General features: G+C 44.7%; 15 protein-coding genes. 6 read left to right on the forward strand and 9 right to left on the reverse strand.

Annotation, left to right across the window (positions count from 1 at the left end):
• Positions 1-373 precede the first annotated feature (373 nt).
• The 3 genes from QUB33_RS07795 to QUB33_RS07805 all read left to right on the forward strand — a co-directional run bounded on the left by QUB33_RS07795 (position 374) and on the right by QUB33_RS07805 (position 2,550).
• The gene (locus QUB33_RS07795; protein WP_333349167.1) at positions 374-997 is read left to right on the forward strand and encodes a flavin prenyltransferase UbiX; all 624 of its coding nucleotides are present in this window, start codon (positions 374-376) and stop codon (positions 995-997) included.
• A 94-nt stretch (positions 998-1,091) separates the two neighbouring features.
• Positions 1,092-1,976 (forward strand): LapA family protein, encoded by an 885-nt coding sequence (locus QUB33_RS07800; RefSeq protein ID WP_333349169.1) that lies wholly within the window; start codon positions 1,092-1,094, stop codon positions 1,974-1,976.
• A gap of 22 nt (positions 1,977-1,998) precedes the next feature.
• Positions 1,999-2,550 carry a shikimate kinase gene (locus QUB33_RS07805; RefSeq protein ID WP_333349171.1) on the forward strand — a complete coding sequence of 184 codons (552 nt, stop codon included), beginning with the start codon at positions 1,999-2,001 and terminating at the stop codon, positions 2,548-2,550.
• A gap of 961 nt (positions 2,551-3,511) precedes the next feature.
• Here the strand turns inward: QUB33_RS07805 and QUB33_RS07810 are convergent.
• Positions 3,512-3,955, reverse strand: coding sequence for a hypothetical protein (locus tag QUB33_RS07810; RefSeq protein ID WP_333349173.1), 444 nt, complete (start codon positions 3,953-3,955; stop codon positions 3,512-3,514).
• A gap of 65 nt (positions 3,956-4,020) precedes the next feature.
• Positions 4,021-4,425, reverse strand: a complete 405-nt coding sequence (locus tag QUB33_RS07815; protein ID WP_006635751.1) for an NIL domain-containing protein — start codon at positions 4,423-4,425, stop codon at positions 4,021-4,023.
• Between the two features lie 175 nt (positions 4,426-4,600).
• Here QUB33_RS07815 and QUB33_RS07820 point away from each other — a divergent pair, with 175 nt between their 5' ends.
• From QUB33_RS07820 to QUB33_RS07830, 3 genes are all read left to right on the forward strand, one after another.
• Positions 4,601-5,203: a thioredoxin family protein gene (locus QUB33_RS07820; protein WP_190737270.1), complete on the forward strand. Its 603-nt coding sequence runs from the start codon at positions 4,601-4,603 to the stop codon at positions 5,201-5,203.
• A gap of 364 nt (positions 5,204-5,567) precedes the next feature.
• Positions 5,568-8,792: an efflux RND transporter permease subunit gene (locus tag QUB33_RS07825; protein ID WP_333349175.1), complete on the forward strand. Its 3,225-nt coding sequence runs from the start codon at positions 5,568-5,570 to the stop codon at positions 8,790-8,792.
• A gap of 391 nt (positions 8,793-9,183) precedes the next feature.
• Positions 9,184-10,365: an RtcB family protein gene (locus tag QUB33_RS07830; protein WP_333349176.1), complete on the forward strand. Its 1,182-nt coding sequence runs from the start codon at positions 9,184-9,186 to the stop codon at positions 10,363-10,365.
• A 229-nt stretch (positions 10,366-10,594) separates the two neighbouring features.
• Here the strand turns inward: QUB33_RS07830 and QUB33_RS07835 are convergent, their stop codons facing one another.
• From QUB33_RS07835 to lpxA, 7 genes are all read right to left on the reverse strand, one after another.
• Positions 10,595-13,963, reverse strand: coding sequence for an RNA-binding domain-containing protein (locus tag QUB33_RS07835; protein WP_333349177.1), 3,369 nt, complete (start codon positions 13,961-13,963; stop codon positions 10,595-10,597).
• Between the two features lie 232 nt (positions 13,964-14,195).
• Complete coding sequence (locus tag QUB33_RS07840) at positions 14,196-14,567, reverse strand: DUF4278 domain-containing protein (protein ID WP_333349179.1); 372 nt, start codon at positions 14,565-14,567, stop codon at positions 14,196-14,198.
• Positions 14,568-14,808: 241 nt separating this feature from the next.
• Positions 14,809-15,153, reverse strand: coding sequence for a BON domain-containing protein (locus tag QUB33_RS07845; RefSeq protein WP_190737264.1), 345 nt, complete (start codon positions 15,151-15,153; stop codon positions 14,809-14,811).
• Between the two features lie 601 nt (positions 15,154-15,754).
• Complete coding sequence (locus QUB33_RS07850) at positions 15,755-17,017, reverse strand: DNA cytosine methyltransferase (RefSeq protein ID WP_333349181.1); 1,263 nt, start codon at positions 17,015-17,017, stop codon at positions 15,755-15,757.
• A gap of 136 nt (positions 17,018-17,153) precedes the next feature.
• A complete protein-coding gene (gene lpxB / locus QUB33_RS07855; RefSeq protein ID WP_333349182.1) occupies positions 17,154-18,326 on the reverse strand; it encodes a lipid-A-disaccharide synthase in 1,173 nt (390 codons plus the stop codon).
• A 9-nt stretch (positions 18,327-18,335) separates the two neighbouring features.
• On the reverse strand, positions 18,336-18,938 hold the full coding sequence (locus QUB33_RS07860) for a Uma2 family endonuclease (protein ID WP_333349183.1): 603 nt from the start codon (positions 18,936-18,938) through the stop codon (positions 18,336-18,338).
• A 41-nt stretch (positions 18,939-18,979) separates the two neighbouring features.
• On the reverse strand, positions 18,980-19,774 hold the full coding sequence (lpxA, locus tag QUB33_RS07865; protein ID WP_333349184.1) for an acyl-ACP--UDP-N-acetylglucosamine O-acyltransferase: 795 nt from the start codon (positions 19,772-19,774) through the stop codon (positions 18,980-18,982).
• Positions 19,775-19,837: the final 63 nt, after the last annotated feature.

A 19,837-nucleotide genomic window follows, 5' to 3' on the forward strand; every position in this document is an offset into this window, starting at 1 on the left:
GCTTTTCTCAATACTTAGTTGTCATTGTCTGGCAACTAAGTATTAAGAAGTGGGCGGGAAACTATACTCAGCAATCATCAATAAATAATTAAGGACTAATATCAAATCCGATAGCATCGGAATTGTAAAATCTAGTCAAGAGTTAACAATCACGGACGGTGCAAGCGGAATTTATATAATTTATCTGCGTTGATCTGTGTTAATCTGCCTGTATCTGCGGTTAAAAAAAGAGAATATATAACCGCAGATGACAAGGGATTGACGCTGATTTACGCAGAGATCGAAAAGAGATAGATGAATAATTCCGATGCTAACAGCTTGGATATAACAACTAATTACTAACAACAGTCATCCGAGAACTAACAAATAACTAATGACGAATAACTACCCCCTCATTGTAGGAGTTACCGGTGCATCGGGACTGATTTATGCGGTGCGAACATTGAAATATTTGTTGGAAGCCGATCGCGCTATTGAACTGGTCGCTTCCAAGTCTACTTACATGGTTTGGCAAAGCGAACAGAACACCCGAATGCCCGCAGAGCCGACGCTTCAAGAGGAATTCTGGCGGGAACAAGCAGGAGTAGCCACAATGGGTAAACTTCGGTGCCATCCCTGGCAAGATGTCGGTGCTAATATTGCTAGTGGCTCCTTTCGCACCCAAGGAATGATCGTTATTCCCTGTAGCATGAGTACGCTGGGCAAATTGGCGGCTGGCTTGAGTTCGGATTTGCTCGAAAGAGCGGCCGACGTTCAGCTCAAGGAAGGGCGAAAATTGGTACTCGTGCCTCGCGAAACGCCTTTTAGCTTGATTCACCTGCGGAATTTGACTACCTTGGCGGAAGCTGGAGCTAGAATTGTACCAGCGATTCCTGCTTGGTATCACAATCCGCAAACTATTGAAGATTTGGTAGACTTTGTGGTGGCTCGCGCTTTAGACCAGTTGGGGATTGATTGCGTTCCTCTCAAACGCTGGAAGGAAGAAGAAGGGAGTTAGTTGACAGTTGACAGTTTGTTATTTGTTATTGATGATTTGTTAGTTTAAATTAGCAATTAGCAATTACCAATTACCAATTACCAATATTTTTAATATGCGACCTGTATTTTTGCTAGTAATTGTGGTGGGGCTGACTATTTTTGCCCTGCAAAATGTGGAGCCGGCATTATCGCTGGTGTTTTTGGGAGTTCGATCGCCTGCTTTGCCCTTATCTATCTGGATTCTTCTCAGCATGGTGGTGGGAGCTCTCACATCTTTATTGATTTCTGGTTTGCTGGCTTTTTCAAATTACCTATCTCTAACGAGAGAGCGCGCCGACCGATCCAGTCGCAGCCGTCCCGATACTTTCCCAGAGGACAGGAGAACGCCTTACACGCCACCTCCCCCTCCTAGAAAAGAGGGAATTGACCCGGATATGAATAGGGAAAATAGCCAAACTCAGGCTGCTGGTTCCTACCGAACAGACTACGGTACGCCGGCCGGTTACAGTTCCCGGACTTTCCTGCAAGAAACTCCGAACCCGGATGGGGCGAAGGATTACGCTCAACCGGGGACTTATGCAGCGGCAGACGATGAGGATGATTGGGTATCAGATGGCTCAAAATCCGGCTCTCAAGGGGGTGATGACGATTGGGGGGACGATCGCGATTTTCCCGATCGACCGCAGGTAAATGATGTTCCAGGGGCAAATCCGAGGGCTTACGAAGCTCAGCAGGAACCGAAAAGTAAATCTTGGGCTGGCTCAGTATATTCTTACGGCTATCGAGATCCGAGCCAGTCTGGGGTAGGGCAAACTGAGGCTGTATACGATGCGGAGTATCGAGTGCTGGTTCCTCCGGGAGGGGATATTCCTAAACCCGCTGATGAAACACCAATAAATCCTCTTGCAGAAGCAGAGGATGATTGGGGATTGGAGGAGGGTGATGAGTTTGATGACGACGATCGCCCCAGTGGCGGAGCGATTAACCTGAAAAAATAGAAAAATATCGGAGGATTTGGCAGTGGATGCGTTGAGGGGAGTAAATATTTATCTCGTCGGAATGATGGGTGCGGGAAAAACAACGGTAGGGCGGATTTTGGCAAGAAAATTAAAATACCGTTTTTTTGATACTGATGAACTAATTGTTCGAGTTGCTAATCAGTCAATTGCTGAGATTTTCGCTCAAGAGGGGGAAGAGGCTTTTCGGGAACTAGAAACTAAAGTGCTCGGCGAATTGTCTGCTTATCAAAATTCGGTTGTGGCTACGGGCGGCGGCATTGTGGCCCGATCGATGAATTGGGGTTACTTGCACTACGGTGTAGTGGTTTGGCTGGATGTGCCTGTAGATCAACTGTACGATCGACTGCGTTCGGACACGGCTCGACCCCTACTGCAGGAGGGCGAGATCAAATCTAAGCTGCAAAGCCTTTTGAAAGAGCGAGAGCGTTTTTACACTCAAGCAGATGTCCGAGTCTTTGCTGGCGTGGGCGAAAGGCCTGAAGCAGTGGCGACTAGGGCGATCGAGGAAATCCAAAAAGTTATCAAATCAGAAACTGGGTCCGATCTCAATTGATACATTCATAAACCCGGTTTCTGAGAAAATAACAGGTTTTTCAGGACTTGTGCTATTAGTTCCCAAAAATAATGCAACTCTACACAGGCGCCCAACCACCAGCTTCATCAGTAATTCCCAAAATCTAACAAAATCTAAAATCTAAAAGGGTATAACTTCGGTAAAAATACTGGTTTTTGTCTGAATGTGTCGGTTTAACCACCCAATATTTTGCAATCCACCGGGTTTGAGTGGATGTGAGGCGTAACTTTTATAAGTATGAGGATGTGACAATGCGGAGATTTTATACAAGAACTAATGGCAGACTCATCTGATGCGTTAAAGTCGCCTATTGAGTTGTCCCTAAAAATAAAAGGGCCCCACCGCTGAAGGGCTGTAGGGCGCAAGGACAGTTAAACGCTAACTTGATTGTCGGGAAATTTAGCATCAATGCTATCCTCCTATGTGACGATTTTACGATCGTCCATTCACTCATCAATTTTCCTGTATCAAAAAATGTAACCCAGCACCGATCGAATTCAACCTGTCCTATTCTAAAAACAATACCTCATGCATTCTGACTAGCAGCTCCCTAAAGCTGCTTTTTTATTGCAATCGAGTTTTTGGCTGCCCGACTTGCGGACTCTTGGGAATAACATTTTGAGCAACAGTGGCTACACCTCAATCCTGCCCTAGCGGTTTTCAGTTCCACTCCAGGTTCGTCGGTAATTGGTAATTGGCAATGGGGAATGGGTAGTTGGGAATTGGGCATTGGAAACAACCAGCGGGGAATCGGCAATTGAGATGCTGTACCTCACCCGGCTTGAAAACTGCTCTGATTACGGCGCGGAAGGCGGCCTTAATCCGGGGGCGGGGGATTGAAAAAAAATAAGCTGTATTTATTGATGGGCGATCTGATAGTTTTCGGGTAAAGATCCGTTGCGAGTTATAGAATTTGGTTGGATGAATTTCCCGTTCTTCATTAAGAGAATACGAGCCTGCCTGTTTTTAACAAAAACTCGATCGCTCCACCCAGCCCCACACCTGTTAAAGAAATGCTAGCTAATACCGCAAAAGCCCGCCAATTTTTCCAACCAGACATTTGAATATCAAGTCTTGCCAAAGCTCCGGCTGAAATTAAGAGTAAACAAGTAGCAAAAAGGTGCATCCAGGCAAAAACTACTACTGCCACCATAGCTCCTACAATAATAGAAAGAAAAGCACCGAGATCACTCGAAAACCACCGCATAATTAAGGCTTTTATGTCTCTCAGAGGGAACGACAAGGCGACCGTCAACACTAAAATTGAAGCTATGGCTAAAAACCAACTCAGGTGCGGGGGAACATCAAACTCAGATAATTTCCAGCCCAAAGTGAAATAAGTAACAAAAAGTAGAGTTAGGGAAACCCAAGAGTTTTTTTTCATCCAATGGCACAATTAGGAGAACCCGGCAAAAAAAAGATGATTTTCCAGAGGACTTTGTACAGGGGCTAGAGGTTAGTAGAAATAGCTTGCACCGGACAGGTAGGGATGCACTGCTCGCAAACGATACACCGCGAGCGAGCAAAACTTAGTTTAAAGCTTTCTGGGTCTAGGGTCAAGGCTTCTGTCGGGCAAACCCCCGTACACAAACCGCAGTGAACGCAGATATCTTCGTCTATCAGTATTTCCCGGCTGGCTAGGGAAACGCCGATGTTTTGCGATCGCATCCAGTCGATCGCCGCTTCTAGTTGGTCGATGTCCCCTGATAACTCTAGCACCAGTTTGCCCACTTGATTGGGAGCCACCTGAGCACGGATAATGTTGGCTGCAACATTAAAATCCTTTGCCAGTCGATAGGTGACCGGCATTTGGATCGATCGTTGGGGAAACGTCAGTGTTACCCGTTTTTTCACCCTGCAAGTCCTCGATAATTTACAAACAATCTTAGTTATCTTATGTTTTAGCGCACTTGGTCTAATTACTGCCTTTAGCACAAATTTTTATGATACGGGTCTGATTATCTCAAAATGTGGTATAATCTGAATCTATTTAAAATAAAAACATAGAAATAAAACCGCAATTTATTTTATGACCCAGAATTCCCCCAACTCAACTGTTTCCCCCGCTGCTAAGAATCCCGAAACAAAAGTCGCCACGCGCCTCAGAAACTTATTGATCGTGTTAGCCGCGATCGCCCTTTCAGTATCTATCTTCTTAGGGCTGCAAACCCAAACGCCATCAAGCAGTCTCACCGATATGGCAAAAGCTTCAACGCCATTAGAAACAGCTTTGATCAACGGCAAACCGACACTCATGGAATTTTATGCTAATTGGTGCGGTAGCTGTCAAGCAATGGCTAACGATCTGAGCGAAATCAAACAGAAATACGCCGAACCGATGAATTTTGTGATGCTGAATGTAGACAATGACAAATGGCTCCCAGAAATCACCAAATATAGAGTAGACGGCATTCCGCACTTTGTCTATTTGAACGATAAAGGCAGCCCGGTTGCGGAAACGATGGGCGAAATGCCGCGCAGTATTATGGAAGCTAACTTAGAAGCTTTAATTGCAGGAAAACCTCTGCCACACGTCCAAGCTGGCGGTCAAGTTTCTAATTTTACTCCCCCTACAGGGCCTGTGAAAACAAGTAGCTCCGATCCCCGCGCCCACGGCTCTCAAGTACAGTAAAAGAAGGAAGAGAGAACAAGGAAGAAGACTTTAGGAACAGGCAAGATGCCTGTTCCACAACAAATAAACTTTCTTGTGGAACAGGCATCTTGCCTGTTCCCGATTGCGATAACTTACAGAGATTCAAAAGCCCCTCGCAACTTATGTCAATCTGCGTTTTGGGCGATCGACTACCTCTAAAGAAATATTCACAAAAACTTTTGGGAAAATTTATTAAGATTTATTATACTCCTCGTAAGGTGCCTCAGTAGAGATTCTGTCACCCCCGAAAGAAATTCAAGACTGACGCACCCTACTAGAATTAGTCGGACTGAGTGGGTAAACTTTTCAATTATTTAATCTTTAATCTTTAATCTAAAATCAAATGACCGCCGATAAACCTGGATTCAGTATTAGCGCGACCGCCATTCGCCGCCACATCGGCACCCTGATGCTGACACTGGCGATTATAGTGGTGGGAATTTTCTACATAACCCAACTGCCCGTTGACTTGCTGCCCTCCATCACCTATCCCCGCATCAGCGTGCGCTTAGACGCCCCCGGAGTCTCGCCAGAAGTTGCAGTTGACGAAATTACCCGCCCCCTCGAACAAGGGCTTTCAGCGACAGAAGGAGTCACGCAAGTTTTTTCCCGCACCCGCGAAGGACAAGTCAGCGTCGATTTATTCTTCAGACCGGGCGGCGACATCAACCAAGCCCTCAACGACGCTACAGCCTCCGTCAACCGAATTCGCAACCGACTTCCCGATACAGTTGAATCGCCCAGTCTGTTTAAATTTGACCCTTCTCAACAGCCGGTTTACGAATTTGCCCTAACTTCAGACTCGCGACAAGGGGTAGATTTGCGGGTATTTGCCGATGACGAATTAGCCAGGGAAATTAACGTTATTCCCGGAGTAGCTTCGGTTGACGTTTCCGGCGGCGTTCAAGAAGAAATTCAAGTTAATATTGACCTGAATCGGCTGCAAAGTTTAGGAGTGAATCTAAACGATGTTTTTAATGCTTTGCGCGATCGCAATTTAGACACTTCCGGCGGTCGCCTGCGGCAAGAATCTAACGAACCGCTGACGCGCACAATCGGCCGCTTTAGAACAGCCTCGGAAATCGCCAATCTTTCCTTTCAAGTAGCCGGTTCCAACCCGCCCAAACGAGTTTACCTGCGCGATTTTGCCCAAGTCAATGACGGCACGGAAGAACAGCGAGTCAAAGTTTTCCTCAATCAAAAACCTGCCGTTAAAATTAGCATTTTGAAACAGCCGGACGCCAACACCATTACTGTTGTAGACGGAGTGAAAAATCGCATCAAAGAAATGCAGGAGTCCGGCTTAATTTCTGCAGACATGACCGTAGTTACTACCTTAGACGAATCCCGATTTATCCGCAATTCCTTAGCGGATGTGGCGAATGCGGGAGTTTCAGGTGCAGTGTTGGCTGCGGTCGCAGTTTTGTTCTTTTTAGGTTCTCTCAGACAAACGCTGATTATTTCTCTGACTATTCCCCTGTGTACTCTAGCAGCCATTATTTTAATGCGGCTGTTCGGCTTGTCGCTGAACTTGTTTAGTTTAGGCGGTTTAGCGTTAGGTATCGGTCAGGCGATCGACACCAGCGTAGTTATTTTAGAAAATATTGTAGTCGGTCTAGACAGCAACCCTCATCTGAAAAAAGGTAGAATCAAAGATCGAAAAGAACGCACGATAGAAGAGTCTGTATTGCGGAGTCAAGAAGTAGAATCAGCAATGGTTGCCTCCACAGCGGCAAACTTAGTATCAGTGCTGCCGTTTTTGCTGATCGGCGGCTTCTTTTCTCTGCTATTTAACGAATTAATTTTGACAATTAGCTTTGCAGTAGCAGCATCTCTGCTAGTAGCTTTAACGGTAGTGCCGATGCTGACTTCTCGCCTGATGGGAATGTCTTATTCCAGCGGTATCAGTGAGTTCGGGCCCATCAAACATTTCAACCGAGGCTTTGAGAACGGTACGCGGGCTTACGGTTCGATGCTGTCAAAAGTTCTGAGTTTGCGGTTAATTATTATTGCACTTGCTTTTGTGATTTTAGGCGGTGGCACTTGGCTGATGGTTGGTCAAATCCCCCAAGAAATATTGCCGAGAGTTAATACAAGTCAAGCTCGATTATTTGCTTCGTTTCCTCCGGGTACTAACTTGGAAACAAATCAAAAAGTGGTTGCAGCGGCCGATAAACTTCTGCTCGCACAGCCAGAAACAGCGTACACCTTAACCACAGCAGGGGGGCTGCTTTTCGGCAACAATACGGTGGAAAATTTGCTCAGGGGAAGCAGCACAATTACGCTAAAACCAGGTACGAATACCACCGATTTTACGGAAAGAATGACTGAGGAATTTAAAAAACTTGACCTTCCTAAAGGAACTCGTCTGCGGCTAGTTCCAGAATCGATTAGAGGTTTAGTTTTAACTAATTCTCCCGTGCGGGGTGGCGAAATTGATGTCGTGGTTCAGGGGGAAACTGAAGAATCATTGCAGGAAGCGGGCCGTCAGATATTAAAAGAATTAGATGAGAAGGTAAAATTAGCCCGGTTTCGGCCGGAGGCAGACGCGCCGCAGTCAGAGGTACAAATTCGTCCAGACTGGGAAAGGGCCGCTGTGTACGGGCTGACAGCCCAAGATATTGGGGAGACCATTCAGACAGCAATTGAAGGTGCTGTTCCCACTCAGTTGCAGCGGGGAAACCGATTAATAGATGTGCGGGTGCAGTTCGATCGCACTTCTGTAAAATCTATTGCTCAACTCGGACAAATTCCGTTATCTGGTAATAATAGCATCATCCGTTTAAGCGACGTGGCCAATATTACGATCGGCAAAGCGCCTGCAGAAATTCAGCGTCTCAATCAGCGGCAAGTTTTCTTAGTTGTCGGAAACTTGAATAAGGGTGCAAGTCTCGGCGATGCTGTCCAGCAAGTCGATGCAGTTTTATCAGAACTGAAGTTGCCGCGAGGAGTAAGAATTCTGCCGAGTTCGGCTGCTGAAACTAATGATCAATTGCAAACTTCTCTCAAGCTGTTAGGAGGGTTGGCGACTTTTTTAGTGTTTGTAGCGATGGCGGTGCAGTACAATTCTTTGGTCGATCCGCTGGTGATTTTGCTGACAGTGCCGCTGGCTTTGGCGGCGGGAGTATTCGGGCTTTATGTGACCAAAACTGCGATCGGTGCGACGGTGATGATCGGTGCAATTTTGCTCGTGGGAATTGTGGTGAATAACGGCATCATTATGCTGGAGTTGGCGAACCAAATTCTGGAAGAGGAAAAGGTCGATCGCACGACAGCAATTCTCAGGGCAGCACCTCAGCGCTTGCGGCCGATTTTGATGACGACTATTACCACAGTTTTGGGTTTGTTTCCCCTAGCTTTGGGCATTGGAGAAGGTTCGGAATTCTTGCAACCACTGGGTGTGGTGGTGTTTTCCGGTTTGTCGCTGGCAACTTTGCTGACGCTGTTTATTATTCCGTGTTTTTATATTTTGCTGCACGACTTCTTTGGGATGTTTGCAGCGAAGAAGAAACCGCAGACAGTTGCTATTCCTGTGCAGAAGACGGCGAGAAAGACTCCGAATTTGTAAAATGTAGTGTCAGCTTTTTACGCACTTCGACGCAATCCGGCAGGGATTTAAACCCCTGCCTCAAAGCGAAAGTCGGTTAAAGCCGACTGTAGATTTTGAGGGAAAATACGATCTATTTCAGTCCTCTTTCAGAGGACTTTAGCTATGAGACAGGGAATTCATTCCCTGTCGGACTGTCCGACTTACAAACAATACCGCTACTGCATTTGATGTGAAGTTGACGCCGCAAGAATTAGTGGGTAAGGTGCGTCAGTAAACATTCTATGACTCCCAAAAGAAATTCCCGACTGACGCACCCTACGAGAATTAGTCTGTCAGATGCGTTTGACATCAAAAATTTTATGTTACAATAATACTACATAACGAGTTGGCAAAACAAACTTAAACAAAAATGCCCTACGAAAAATTAGACATATCAGCCCCAAAACCAGTATTATCTTGGGCAAATCACGCCCTAGGCGAAAAAGAAACCAAGATGACCGCCAACGTAGCATCTTTGCCCTTTGTATTCAAACACGTCGCACTAATGCCCGATGTACATTTAGGAAAAGGTGCTTTAGTCGGTTCAGTAATTGCCACAAAAGAAGCCATTATTCCGGCTGCTGTCGGAGTTGATATTGGCTGCGGGATGGCTGCCATCAAAATGCCATTCAACGCTAACAAATTAGAAGGCAAACTCAAACAAATTCGCCTCGATATCGAAGCCGCAATTCCCGTGGGATTCGCGGAAAACAAGGAAGTAGAAAAAACTGTCACCAACTGGCAAGGATGGGGCGAGTTTAAGCAACTTCATCAAGGCGTGCAGCACCAAAACAATAAAGCCTTAAAACAAATGGGTTCCCTCGGCGGCGGCAATCATTTTATTGAGGTTTGCGTTGATAGTGAAAACTTTGTTTGGTTGATGCTGCATTCCGGTTCTCGCGGCATTGGAAACTTGCTCGCACAGCAGCACATCGAGACGGCTAAAGATTTAGCTAAACTGGCAGAAATTAATCTGGCTGACAAAGATTTGGCTTATTTTGTAGCGGGCACGCGGGAGTTTGCTGCTTACTGGCACGATTTGCAGTGGGCGCAAGATTATGCTCGTTTTAATCGCGATGTGATGATGAATCGGTTTAAGCGAATTGTGGAAAAGCACGTCGCGGGCGGCAAATCTGTTAAGCCGTTATTAGAGGTGAATTGCCACCACAATTACGCGGAAAAAGAGGTGCATTTTGGCGAAGATGTGTATGTGACTCGCAAAGGTGCTGTGCGCGCGGGTGTAGAGGATTACGGGATTATTCCGGGTTCGATGGGGGCGAAATCTTTTATTGTTAAAGGGAAGGGAAATGCTGAGAGTTACTGTAGTTGCAGTCACGGTGCGGGGCGTTTGATGTCTCGAAATCAAGCGAAGAATGTATTTACTCTCGATGATTTTGTGCGGCAGACTGAGGGGGTTGAGTGCCGGAAAGATGAGCAATTTTTAGATGAAATTCCGGGGGCTTATAAGCCGATTGATGAGGTGATGAGTCAGCAGTCGGATTTGGTGGAAGTGGTGGCGACTCTGAAGCAGGTGGTTTGTGTCAAGGGTTGATGGCGAGAATTTGGAAGCTCGCCATAATAAATTTCCGATCATACACGCGGACAATTTTTACTGTCGGAAATTTTGGGAGAAACAAGTTTGATTCGCATCACTGTTTTGACATCTTTTTGAGGCTGAAGTGAAGATAACAGTTTGCACAATGGGAAAAAACTGTCAGGGAGATCGGTCTTTCATTTTATGGGGCGATCGCTACTTTTGCAAGCACCGATCTCGCTCAATCCTAAATAAACCAAGGAGTTCTTTCTAAAACAGGATGTAACCGAAAAAGCTCACCTTGTCTCATAAAAGCCGATGTCAAGTAAGCAATGTCCCCTGCATATTTAGTTGTAATTGGTTCACCACAGAGTGAATCAGTAGAACGCCAATTCAGCTTAGTTAAACTTAAAATCTGTGCTGCTATTGCTCTCAAATCAGGTGGAGAGTTAGGAGTACCTTGAGGATACTCAGCTCTTGCGTTTATCTCAAGCATTATCGGAGTTCCAAGGGATTTACGATAAGGGTTGTACCCTGTTGTCGAAAGGTAGATTTGATTGGGAGATGTAATTACATAGCTGCCTCGACTCAAACTCCCGTCAGTTTCAGGACGACTATCATAAAGTCTCACATTATGATGTGAATTTATCCAAATAAATGAATATTTTCCTTGTGGTCTAATTTTTCTAGCCGCTTCTAGGATTGCTCCTTTATCCTCGCGTGAAAATTTGGCAGAGTAATGAAAATAAATACTTGGTGTTTCAGATAACGCAAGCTTCTTTAAAGTTTGTTCTATCAACAAGCTAAAATACCTAATCTTTTCGCTGTAGGGAAAAGTATTTATATTGCCAGAGTAAAACTGCCATTTACCATACTGATCGAAGACATTTGCGTATCCCATTAGCCGATCGAAGTTACCTCGACTGCTCTGTGTATAGGAAAGACCAATGAAGAAGTCAGCATCAGGTATTGCTCCTGGTAGTACCCAAGGAGTAACACCGCATTTTGAAACTATATTCAAAGATAAATTAAGATCCTTCCATTCAGGGTTGAGAAGTGTAGGGGTATCGAGCATCTGACAAGGAATCCCCTTCTCAAGCAAGAACCTTTTAACGGTATAGTACGGAGAGCGTTCATCATCAATTGCATAACTTCCTTCAGGGATGTGAATAAGAAATATCCGCTCAAGGGTTGGAGATCCAATCCATTCTGGATGTTCGTGAAGTAATCTTTTACATTCGGCTAGAGTATCCTCAATTGAGACGGGCGTCACAATTGAAGAGTAAGTGAATCGTGTCCCAAAAGTACGTTCTGAACCCCGATATTTATGATTTCCTGTTTTCAGACGTTCAATAATAGCAGCCATCTTACTGCGTAAATCGGAGCTACAAATAGGTACAATTTCAACTATTTTTTCAAAATTACCATAAGCTCCAAACTTTGTAATACCATCACGAATATCTTTGGATTCGCGATGGCGGCTAAATTCAACATCTGGCTCAGGCACACTGCGAACTTGAAAGCTATTAAAAAATTCGCTTTGCCTGTGTAAGGGTCTTGGCTCAGGTTGAAGGTTGCACCAAAATCCATTAACTTTCAATGGAAATATCCGCTGAGCAATATCCGTAGCTGTTTTTTGAGTTTTTTCGGCACGAACTCTTGAAGAGCTGGGCTCCCGAGCTAAACTATGTTCTTTTATTGCTCTAGAGAGATCAAATCTAATTCTGTGTTCGCTGAGTAAACGTTCGATTTGTGACCTTGACAAATTGGGAATTACTTTATTACTGGAAACCTGAATTTCTTGCTTGAAATCAAATAGATATACATTAGCCCATTCGGCATCGAGAGAAGTAATTTTGCCCAGTTCCCAACCATTCCATCTGACAACTGCTGATTTGCCAATTAATTCATTGGTAGAAAAGAAAGCAAGACAATCTTTAGCTGTCTTAAGATTTTTGACTTCTAATGTATAATCAATACACAAATAATAATTTCCTAAATATCGACGCAATTGAAATGTATATGCTGGATACAATCTTACTAATTCATCAACTGACGATGATAGAGGAATATGTATTCCTTGTCTGTGAGCTATTAATTTACTAAATTTAGAACTGTCTATATACCAACCGTGACTTGAAAGGGCATCTTTCAAACCACTCATAATATCTATATATCGATTGGATAACTCATCAATACTAAGACTTTCGTTACTCTCAGATACAAAAGTCAAAGGGAATAAATTTGCAAATTCAGTAGCTTCAGATATGGCAGCTAATTGAAAAGCAGCTTCTCTTTCTTTCGCGTTGTTGAATAAAACAACTGTTGTCTGAGACTCGCCGATCTTATATGTGGGTGCTGGCAAGCCTAGGCGTTTCATCTCGTCACGCATACGCCTAGTTCCTTCACTTAGTGCTCTAACAAATTCAGCCCCACGCTCATCACGCATCATCTTTAACCACTCTATAAGTTGCGGATTGCGTGGGGAAGAATTGAGTCGCATATTTTCCAGAGAAAATTCTGCAGGTACATCTCCATCTCTTTGCTGAATTTTTCCTGAATTGCGTACAACAAAAGCATTTTTATAAGACTCACATTCTATTGGCAATCCAATGGCATATTCACGGTGGGCAACAGCGTTAACGATCGCTTCATCGACACCAATCAAAGGATATTCTGGCTCCTCGATAAAACCACCATCAGCTTTTCTTCTTTGGTAAAGCTTGAAGAATCCTGATTCTTTAAAAAAAGTTCTGAGATCGCGAATTTGTTTTGTGATTGGTCCTGTAAATTTTCTTTCAAATGTTGGCAAGCCTCGATTCTCTCTATTTTCCACATCCGTTTCAAACCTAAGTAAACGAATAAATGAGGCAGGTAGATATCTCTGAGGATTGGATGAAAAAAAAAGTAAACCTGCGTTCGTAAAGGTATATCCTTCTCCCTCTCTATTGATTGCGCCAACGTGGTACAGTAACTCTTCATCGTTGAATTCATAAGAAGAGTCCAGTAAGAATACTTTACGAAATTCTTGAAAAGCTGCTCGATCCACATCTCTAGAATCATAGGGGCAACAATCTGCTTGCTCGTACTCTATAACTTTTTTATCTCGCCGCAACTGTTCAAGCTGTGCCTGATTAAGACAAATGTTTTGTGAACCTTGCCTGATCCATGCGCTAGGGTGATTGCCCACTCTTTGGCAAATTCGCCGTGATGTGTAAGGGATATAGACTAGACAGATCGAGTCTTGTCTGCCAGAATCATTGAGGCATTCAAAGAATTGCGCTTGAGCTGCCTGATCGGATAACAACGAGTTAAAACCAGTCAATCTGCTTCTCTGGGTATCTGATAAGTGGCTAATTCCTTTAACTTCACCTTGTGAGGAAATGCCAATAACCAATAAACTTCCCGATTTGTTGGTATTGGCGAATGCAGATATGCACTCAGCTACTTGCTCCAGAACGCCATTTAGTTGTGTTTTCTCAACGCAACCATTGGACCCGATTCTTCCAGCTTCTTTGCGATCGAATAACTGACCTTCAAAGTCTGTATCGACTGAGGCTGTTAGAAAATCCCAGTATTTGCTGGGATTTTGAAAAACTTCTCTGGGGTCAGGCATTGGTCTGCTATAGGGTTCCTGGTCATTTCCAAAGCCAAGGTTGGCTCTAGCTCCAGTATAGCGATTGGTTTATTTAATAGAACTGATTTCTCTTCCTGCCACCCCTGACTCAGGCAGCATAGCCTATTTGTAGAGGGAAAAAATTAATTAATTGTTTGTGAAATCAGAGAGGGAAATGAAGCACTCTAAATTTCCCCCCCTTGAAAAACGATCGACTTTCTGACCTTTTTCTCTAACAGACCATCTGTCTCGACTCAATTTCTAGCAAGCGCAGCAGTGTTTCATCGCCCTTGGCTTTGGCTGCTTGCTTTCTACGATCGAGAATATTGCAAATATTCGCTTGGTGGACTTGCGCCACTTCCACAACAGTTGGGTAAGATTCAACCGTCCCTGGGGTGCGAACTGCTGCGCTATCCCGATCGCCACCTTGAGAATCTCGCTTTGTAGTATAGTTTGTGCCGCCGTATTTATTTGGGCCGGGAATGTGTCTCGGATACCGATAGTTCCAGTTTTGACCCCGGTATTTGCCCGCTACTTCGCCTTCGATCATATCGACTGTTGGAATGTCGTACTCGTAGTTGACGCCGCGATAAGTAAGTTTCATATTTTTGATCCTTATATGTATGGAGATAAAAAGGGCAGTTAAGCCAGCTTGGGTTTTCTTTGCTAAAACTTTTTTAGTTTCTGTATTCAATTATACTGTTTTTTAAGATAAATCGGTTAAGTTTACAAAAATTAATATTTTGAGGGGCAGAGGGCAAGAAAAAACCCGCCGCAGCGGGTTTAATCGAGTTTTTGACTAATTCGAGCAGCATCCGGAGCGAAACTGCTTCGGTTCCGGAGAACTAGCCAACTGTCACCTGATCGGTTTGCACGTCTGTGGCGCCTTCTTCAGCAGAGGCGATCGCCACCAACTTGTCGAGAATTTCCTGACTGGGAACTTGACCTTTGAGAACAACCGTGCTGCTGAGCTGAGCTACATAAACAGTCTCGATATCAGCAACTTCTGGATCGCCGTCAAAAGCTAAAGCGACCCGCTTCGCGAGGCCGCTGTCGTCAAAATTTCCGTCTGGGCCGACTTTAGCAGGAGCGATGGATTGCGCTTGGGCTGCTTGCTGTACTACTTGTGCCATCGGTTCAGCCGGGGCTTCAGGCTTTTCGAGTCCGAACAGTCTTTTAAACCAACCCATATTAGTTGAGTCTCCTGAAAATACACTTTTTACACGATAGCTCTAGAATTCCAAAAGACTCGTAATTGTTGCAAAACTCAGCGAAATTTATCAAAATGTTTTATCGGGAGACTTTCACAATCTAAAATCTTAAATAGTATCTAGATGTTGATGTTGCTATTTGATGTATAGGACGATCGCTACGCCTTGGATAGCAGAGGCGTAGTCGAAGCAGTTCCCCCACTGTCACTTTAAAAAAACTGCACAACGCCCCGGAATACATTCCCGGTTTGTTTAACTACCCGGGACATCTCCTGCGGGTCATCGAACTGTGTCCACTGATACAGGGGACGGTAGCCCGCCCTTAATTAAAGGTAGTCCTGCATATAGCAATCCTTGCAGGAGTCGTAAATTTTTTACCCCACCGCAACCCTCCCAGAACCCACTCGATCGGGAGTAAGAACTTCACAAATGATGCGAGGATTGCTATAAGTAATTATGCGATTTGATCTAACCCGGTCTGTAGAAGGAGATGACCGGCAAAAACCACTACTTGTTTACCAATTAGCAATTACCAATTACTACTCACCAATTCCCCGTTAGAGATAATTAAATCTAACTCTTAACTTTTTAGATAATATTGTTCTGCTTCCGACCAATTCAGTTTAAGCAACGAATCATCTCCCCAGGTTAGTTTGAGACTCGGCTTAATTGCTGTCACGCCCAAAGCGCTAATAATCTGCGCTGCTACAGCTTTCGCCAATAGCGGCGGTACAGAATTTCCGACTTGGCGAAAACCGTGCCATTTTGTAACGTGAAATCTAAACCAGTCAGGATAGGAATGCAGTCGCGCAGCTTCCCTGACAGTAATGCACCGAGGCGCGATCGGGTGAATCGGTCTCGGCGAAGTATAAGCCCCCCTAGCCCGGTCGGTTCCAGCCCTGAGAGTGTTGCAAACTCCCTGGGGATGAAGCTTATAAAAACGGCTGATCGGCTCTTTTTCGCCGTGTTTAGCAGCATGAAACCTTTCTATACATTCCAGAGAGTGTTGAGTTCGCAAACTACAAGAGAGAATTTGCCGATCGTACTCGCGATCGTAGGAATAATCATCATCCAAACCATCAATTCCGCGCATTATACTCGCATAAGTGCTGCACTTTCCGTACTCCGCCATCACCCAATCTCGGTGCAGCAACTCGCTGTACTTTTCCACTTCCGGCAAATCTCCAATCGCATCCCAAACTGTAGGGACAGCAGGTAAATTAACTTTTTTATAGCGCTTAGGAATTTTAACTTTTGGGAGTATCGTCGTTGGCTGAGGGTATTTTGGCAGATCATAATCTTTTTTGCAGCCAATCAGAAACAAGCGTTTGCGAGCTTGCGGCACTCCGTAGTGAACCGCGTTGAGAACTTGATAGTTTTCTTCTACTTGATAGCCTGCTTCTAGGAAAGAACTAATTAAAATATTCAGGAGTTCTTTGTGTTCTCCTGACGCAATTCCCGGCACATTTTCCATTACGAAAAACTTTGGTTTTAGCTCCAAAACTAAGCGTTTAAAGTGAAAAATTAGAGAATTTCGCGGGTCGTCCACATCGCGCTTGCCCATCATCGAGAATCCTTGACAAGGCGAACCGCTGATTACTACGTCTATCTCGCGCCGCCCGATCGCCGATTTTTTCCTAATTTCCGAACCCGTAAGCTGTGCGACATCTTTGCACAGAATAGAACACAGCGGGAAATTAAACTGGTGTGTGGCGCAGTGAATTGGGTCAATTTCGACTGAGGCAAGTACATCAAAACCTGCTTGTTCAAAGCCCAGGGTCATGCCGCCCGCGCCTGCAAATAAATCAACAGCGATCGGTCGCTTTTTCCGATTGCTTGGCATAACATTTCAATAACAAAGTTGCTTTAAGAGAAATTAAGGAAATTAACCGGATTTTTGGTAATAAATCTTGAGTTTGTCAAGGAGCAATCTACAAAGAAACCGGGTTTATACATAACCTTTCAATACCAAAATTGCTTTAAGAAACTGTATTTAATTTGACATTTTTCATTATTTCCGCAGCGGCGCGATCGCACACGCCCACATCTCCCAGACTTTCGCGCATTTCCCGATAACCTGCCAAAGTTTGCTGGCGTCGATCGGCATTTTGCAGCAATTCCAATGCGTGGTTCACTATATTTTCCGCAGTAGCGTCGTCTTGCAGCAACTCCGGGACGATCGGCTTCATTTGCACCAAATTGGGCGGAGACATAAAAGGAATCGAAAATTTCAGGACGTGGCGAGCAATAATCGCCGTAATCGGACTGACGCGGTAGGCGACAACTTGCGGAACGTCGAGCAAAGCTAGCTCCAGATTAACAGTACCAGATTTAGCGATCGCCAGATCGGCAGCCGCCAAGATTTCCAGAGTTTGATTTTCTAACAAAGTAGCCCGCAAACCGTAATTCTCAATCGCTTTTTCGATTTTGCTGCGGAAAGCTTTGTTAGCAAGCGGAATCAAAAAATCAACTTCCGGCAATTTAGCTTGAATAATTTGAGCTGCCTCAAATATAACCGGCATTAGGTACTTGAGTTCTTGGTGTCTGGAAGCGGGAATTAGGGCGATCGACACCTGTTCCGGCCCAATTCCCAAAGTTTTGCGGGCGACTTCCCGCTTGGGCGCAGATTGCATTCTATCCACCAAAGGATGACCAACCCAACTCACTTGGGCTCCTTTTTTTCGATAATAACAAGCTTCTGCGGGGAAAATCGCCAAAATTTGGTCGCTAATATTGACAATCAGATCGGTATTGCGACGAGAAATCGACCAAACCCATTCTTGAGGTGCGATGTACCAAACCACGGGCAAATCAGGCAAACAGCGGCGGATATAGCTGCCAATACCGAGATTTGGAGTCAAATAATCAATCAATACAACAGCATCGGGGCGGAAGCTTTTGAGATATTGTTTAGCTTTTTGCTGAACTTTGATCGTCGGCCAAATATACGGCACTGATTCTATCAGACCCATAGAACCAATGCCCACAGTATCGCCTAAAATAGTAGCCCCAGCTTCTGCCATACGAGGGCCGCCCAATCCTGTTATTTCTAGCTCAAAACCAGCGGCGACAGCGTGACGTTTTAAGGCTGCAACTAACAAAGCTCCTTGCAAATCGCCAGAAACCTCACCAGTGCTGATAAAAATTTTCATATTCTGACTTTATACAGGTGAGATGTTTGCTAATAACTCGGTAACAGCATCATATTGATCGGGCATATTAGCACAGCGTAGCAGTAATTCTAAGTCCAGTTCGGGAAGGAATGTACTCCGGGAAATCTGCTCATAATTTTCACCTGTTAAGTAATAGAGAGATAACTGACTATTTTGCCAAAACCAGACTTCCCGAACACCCAATCTTTTGTAGAATTCTAGAGTATTTATCCCGCCACTGGTAATTACTACTTCAATAGCAATATCTGGGACTATTTTTTGGCTTCCTATATCATAGGAATCATCCGGCTCTTTTCTACCGCCTAATTCTCTGTTACCTAGAGTCGGCCCGCCCTTGCCGTAAAATCTAATCCCATTTGCTCTCATATATGCCTCTAGCAGCATACAGAGAGTTTTCTTGATTATTTCGTGTTCGGGCGAGACAGTCATAATTTGCAGTATTTTATCTAGGTAGAAAAATTTCACACCTCTGACATCTTTAAAAGCTGTTTCTATCGCTTCAAATTGCTCCCAACTAACATCTGAGAACCTGATGCAGCCATCTTGTTCTGTTTCAGGGGATGTAGATTTGACTGAAGTATATACATTCATAGGGCAACAGTCGCTTAGTTCATAGGTTTATTCTACCTCATTTACTTTTTGCCAGGAATCAAACCGCGCCGCCCTTTGGTTATAGACTGCTGCACAAATCTCTGCAGGTGCTGCAAGTGGGGGTTTTCTGGTAACAAATCCAACTGTTCCAAAGCTTGATTGAGAGTGTAGCCAGAATGGTATAAAATACGAAAAGTTTTCTTCAAAACTAGCAAATCTTCTTCTGTCAAACCAGCGCGTTGGAGACCGACTTTGTTGATTGCTCGAACTCTCGAAGGATTGCCCTCAACTAGCATATAAGGAGGTACGTCTCGATCGATCCTGCTCAAGCCGCCCACCATAGACAAGCGGCCGATGTGGACAAACTGGTGAACGCCCAAAACACCGCTCAAGCGGGCTTGAGACTCGATTTTAACGTGTCCGGCTAAGGCTACAGCATTTGCGATAATTACTCGATCGGCGATCGCGCAATTGTGTCCCACATGAACATAAGCCATCAATAGATTATGATTGCCAATTGTCGTGCTTTCCCCCGCTCCAGTAGCGCGGTTAATTGTCACGTATTCTCGAATCTGATTGCTGTCGCCAATTTTCACCCTAGTCGGAGAACCCTCGTATTTCAAATCTTGAGGTTCCAAACCAATCGCCGCACCGGGGAAAATTTGATTGCGAGCGCCTATTTCTGTTAGCCCGTCGATAATTGCATGAGCGCCAATCTTAGTATCCGCCCCGATTTTCACTCTTTCCCCAATTACAGCATAAGCTCCCACTTGTACAGTCGGGTGAAGTTCAGCGCCGGGATGAATCACAGCAGTTGGGTGAATCAAAGTAAGCATTTGTCAATTTTTTTGCTGGTAAGTGGGAAGGAAGTTCGGCTAAGCGCAGTGTAAGGAATTGAA

Origin of the sequence: Microcoleus sp. B3-A4 (assembly GCF_036705385.1) — a bacterium.
In the GTDB taxonomy this organism is placed as follows: Bacteria; Cyanobacteriota; Cyanobacteriia; order Cyanobacteriales; family Microcoleaceae; genus Microcoleus.

Bases quoted from the DNA above. Each gene is read 5' to 3' on its own strand.
- QUB33_RS07800 (WP_333349169.1), top strand. From the start codon at position 1,092: ATGCGACCTGTATTTTTGCTAGTAATTGTGGTGGGGCTGACTATTTTT.
- QUB33_RS07850 (WP_333349181.1), bottom strand. From the start codon at position 17,017: ATGCCAAGCAATCGGAAAAAGCGACCGATCGCTGTTGATTTATTTGCA.
- lpxA (WP_333349184.1), bottom strand. From the start codon at position 19,774: ATGCTTACTTTGATTCACCCAACTGCTGTGATTCATCCCGGCGCTGAA.
- QUB33_RS07825 (WP_333349175.1), top strand. From the start codon at position 5,568: ATGACCGCCGATAAACCTGGATTCAGTATTAGCGCGACCGCCATTCGC.
- QUB33_RS07840 (WP_333349179.1), bottom strand. From the start codon at position 14,567: ATGAAACTTACTTATCGCGGCGTCAACTACGAGTACGACATTCCAACA.
- QUB33_RS07820 (WP_190737270.1), top strand. From the start codon at position 4,601: ATGACCCAGAATTCCCCCAACTCAACTGTTTCCCCCGCTGCTAAGAAT.
- QUB33_RS07810 (WP_333349173.1), bottom strand. From the start codon at position 3,955: ATGAAAAAAAACTCTTGGGTTTCCCTAACTCTACTTTTTGTTACTTAT.
- QUB33_RS07795 (WP_333349167.1), top strand. From the start codon at position 374: ATGACGAATAACTACCCCCTCATTGTAGGAGTTACCGGTGCATCGGGA.
- lpxB (WP_333349182.1), bottom strand. From the start codon at position 18,326: ATGAAAATTTTTATCAGCACTGGTGAGGTTTCTGGCGATTTGCAAGGA.
- QUB33_RS07835 (WP_333349177.1), bottom strand. From the start codon at position 13,963: ATGCCTGACCCCAGAGAAGTTTTTCAAAATCCCAGCAAATACTGGGAT.
- QUB33_RS07830 (WP_333349176.1), top strand. From the start codon at position 9,184: ATGCCCTACGAAAAATTAGACATATCAGCCCCAAAACCAGTATTATCT.
- QUB33_RS07845 (WP_190737264.1), bottom strand. From the start codon at position 15,153: ATGGGTTGGTTTAAAAGACTGTTCGGACTCGAAAAGCCTGAAGCCCCG.
- QUB33_RS07860 (WP_333349183.1), bottom strand. From the start codon at position 18,938: ATGAATGTATATACTTCAGTCAAATCTACATCCCCTGAAACAGAACAA.